The sequence below is a fragment of the Pseudomonas sp. R37(2017) genome (assembly GCF_002113375.1).
Classification (GTDB): Bacteria; Pseudomonadota; Gammaproteobacteria; order Pseudomonadales; family Pseudomonadaceae; genus Aquipseudomonas.
Genome location: NZ_NEHO01000042.1, coordinates 1 through 3,395, shown reverse-complemented (window position 1 = coordinate 3,395; position 3,395 = coordinate 1). Strand labels below are relative to the sequence as shown.

The 3,395-nt window shown below is 62.5% G+C and carries 3 protein-coding genes and 1 pseudogene; all 4 read left to right on the top strand.

Translation table 11 applies throughout. The annotated features are described in order from the left end of the window. Positions 1–568 (top strand): annotated as a pseudogene (gene glyA / locus CAG47_RS27575) (serine hydroxymethyltransferase); the annotation flags it as partial. Between the two features lie 142 nt (positions 569–710). Further along, positions 711–1,700 carry a lipoyl synthase gene (lipA, locus tag CAG47_RS27570; protein ID WP_085729440.1) on the top strand — a complete coding sequence of 330 codons (990 nt, stop codon included), beginning with the start codon at positions 711–713 and terminating at the stop codon, positions 1,698–1,700. Positions 1,701–1,733: 33 nt separating this feature from the next. Further along, positions 1,734–2,492, top strand: a complete 759-nt coding sequence (locus CAG47_RS27565) for a M15 family metallopeptidase (RefSeq protein ID WP_085729441.1) — start codon at positions 1,734–1,736, stop codon at positions 2,490–2,492. Further along, positions 2,489–3,205, top strand: a complete 717-nt coding sequence (locus CAG47_RS27560) for a L,D-transpeptidase (protein ID WP_085729439.1) — start codon at positions 2,489–2,491, stop codon at positions 3,203–3,205. The genes CAG47_RS27565 and CAG47_RS27560 overlap by 4 nt, the downstream gene beginning before the upstream one ends. The last annotated feature ends 190 nt before the right edge of the window (positions 3,206–3,395 follow it).

The following is a 3,395-nucleotide window of genomic DNA, read 5'->3' as shown; positions in this document are numbered from 1 at the left end:
GACCCTGCGCGGTCCCCGTGGTGGCCTGATCCTGGCCAAGGCCAACGAAGAAATCGAGAAGAAGCTCAACGCCGCGGTATTCCCCGGTGCCCAGGGCGGTCCGCTGATGCACGTGATCGCCGCCAAGGCCGTGTGCTTCAAGGAAGCGCTGGAGCCTGTCTTCAAGACCTATCAGGCGCAGGTGATCCGCAATGCCCAGGCCATGGCGCAGGTGTTTATCGAGCGCGGTTATGACGTGGTGTCCGGTGGCACCGACAACCACCTGTTCCTGGTCAGCCTGATCCGTCAGGGCCTGACCGGCAAGGACGCGGATGCCGCCCTCGGTCGCGCCCACATCACTGTGAACAAGAACGCCGTGCCCAACGATCCGCAGTCGCCGTTCGTGACCTCCGGCCTGCGCATCGGTACGCCGGCGATCACCAGCCGTGGTTTCAAGGAAGCGCAAAGCATCGCGTTGGCGGGCTGGATCTGCGACATCCTCGATCACCTGGGCGATGCCGACATCGAGGCCAATGTCGCCCGCCAGGCGGCCGCCCTGTGCGCGGACTTCCCGGTCTATCGCGACTGAGCCAACACCACAAAAACCCTTGTGGGAGCGAGCCTGCTCGCGAAGGCGGCACGTCAATCAACATTGATGGTGACTGACACGCCCTCTTCGCGAGCAAGCCCGCTCCCACAGGTTCTGTACCCTGCGGCACAAGGAAAGAACCATGAATGTCATTGTCGAATCAACCGGCAACAGCCCGGCCAAAGTAGAGGTCGGCACCAAACTGCGCGGCGCGGAAAAGGTCGCGCGGATCCCGGTGAAGATCATTCCCACGGATGAGTTCCCGCGCAAACCCGACTGGATTCGCGTGCGCATGCCGGTCTCTCCCGAGGTCGAGCGGATCAAGCAACTGTTGCGCAAGCACAAGCTGCACAGCGTCTGCGAAGAAGCCTCGTGCCCGAACCTGGGCGAGTGTTTCTCCGGCGGCACCGCGACGTTCATGATCATGGGTGACATCTGCACCCGACGCTGTCCGTTCTGTGATGTCGGCCATGGCCGGCCCAAGCCGCTGGACGCCAACGAACCGCAGAACCTGGCCGTGGCCATCGCCGAACTGCGCCTGAAGTACGTCGTGATCACTTCGGTGGATCGCGACGATTTGCGCGATGGCGGTGCCCAGCACTTTGTCGATTGCCTGCGTGAGATCCGCAAGCTGTCACCCGGCGTGCAACTGGAAACCCTGGTGCCGGATTATCGCGGACGCATGGACGTAGCCCTGGCGATCACCGCCACTGAACCGCCGGATGTGTTCAACCACAACCTGGAAACCGTACCGCGCCTGTACAAGGCTGCGCGGCCGGGGTCGGACTTCGAGTGGTCGCTGGACCTGCTGCAGAAATTCAAGCGATCGGTACCCCATGTGCCGACCAAATCCGGCCTGATGCTGGGCCTTGGCGAAACCGACGAAGAAGTCATCGAGGTCATGCAACGCATGCGCGAGCACGACGTCGACATGCTGACCCTCGGCCAATACCTGCAACCCTCGCGCAGCCACTTGCCGGTGCAGCGTTTCGTGCATCCGGACACCTTTGCCTGGTTCGCCGAGGAAGGCACGCGCATGGGCTTCAAGAACGTCGCGTCCGGGCCGCTGGTGCGTTCGTCCTATCACGCCGATCAACAACTTCATGGAGGTACGGACGGTTTCAAGCCATGATGGCATGACTGGTCATGCATGGAGCTGTTCCCGATGTTGCGTTCACCCTGTCTATCGATGCTGTGCCTGAGCCTTGCCCTGCCGTGCATGGCCGACGAGTTGAAACCCGGGCACATGGTGTATGTGCGCAGCATCGGCCCGGGCATCGAGCAGGACATCCGCTACGCCAGCGCCCACAACTTCACCGGGCACCCGCTCGACGGCTATCAGGCGGCAGAATGTCTGCTGTCGGCGGAGGCAGCCAGCGCCCTGGCCCGGGTGCAAACGGCCCTCAAGGCCGAGGGCTACGGCTTGAAGGTATTCGACTGCTATCGCCCGACCCGCGCGGTGGCGGACATGGGCCGATTCGCCAGCGAACCCGGCGACCCGCTCAAGACCGAGTTCTATCCACGGGTCGACAAGCAGGACTTCTGGCGCCTGGGTTATGTGGCTCGGGTGTCCAATCATTCCCGGGGCAACACCGTCGACCTGACCCTGACCGGCCCCGACGCCCTGCCCGCCGACACCTGGACACCTTCGGCCACGCCAGTGGATTGCACCGCCTCTTACGGCCAGCGCTGGCGCGACGGTGCCCTCGACATGGGCACCGGTTTCGATTGCTTCGATGAGCGGGCGCACACCGACTCGACGCTGATCAACGCCACGGCCAAAGCCAATCGCCAGCGGTTGACCAGTGCCATGGCCAAGGAAGGCTTCGTGGGGTATTCGGCCGAGTGGTGGCACTTCACGTACAGCGGGAATGCGCAGAAGCCTGACGTCATGGATTTCCCCATTACACCGTGGGCGCCATGAACATTCTGCTCAAGACCCTGTGGGTGGCGTTGTTTCCGTTGACCGCAATGGCCCAGGGACTCGACGGCAGCGAGCAACTGATCGTGGTCACCAGCAAAAGCTGGGATGCCACTCAGGCCACAGCCCAACGCTATGAACGGCGCGGCAAGACCTTTGCAAAGTTCGAAGCGCCGTTTGCGGTGGTGCTCGGCAAGAACGGCATGGGCTGGGGCAAGGGGCTGCTCGATATCGGGCAACCTGAAGGACCGGTCAAACAGGAAGGTGATGGCAAGGCGCCGGCCGGGATGTTCACGCTGGGCACAGCGTTCGGCTATGAGCCTTCGGCCGAGACCCGCCTGCCTTATCTATCGTTGACGCCGACCCTCGAATGCGTGGATGACAGCCAATCGGCGCACTACAACGAACTGGTCGACGCAGCGCTCGTCGCCAAAGACTGGCGCAGCTCCGAACGGATGCGCCGCTCGGACGAGCTGTATCGCCAAGGCATTGTCATCCAGCACAACACACCGGCCTCTCCAACTGCCGGCTCGTGCATTTTCTTCCACATCTGGCGCGGCCCCACCGCGCCGACCCGTGGCTGTACGGCCATGGAACCGGCGAACATCGCACGGCTGCTCGACTGGCTGGACCCGAACAAATCCCCTGTGCTGGTGCAACTGCCTGAAGCGCAGTACGAGCAGTTGCGTGAGCGCTGGAAACTGCCTGAACGCTGAACCCCTGTAGGAGCGAGCATGCTCGCGATGGTGGACGCTACACCGAGGGGCATCAGGTTCCCCGCGTTATCGTTATCGACCATCGCGAGCATGCTCGCTCCTACATCTATGGTTACCCCCTTTTCTGCAATACTGTTTTTGATGTTGTGTTTGGCTTGCTTTCATCTATCCGGCGTCTGAGTGGGGGTGT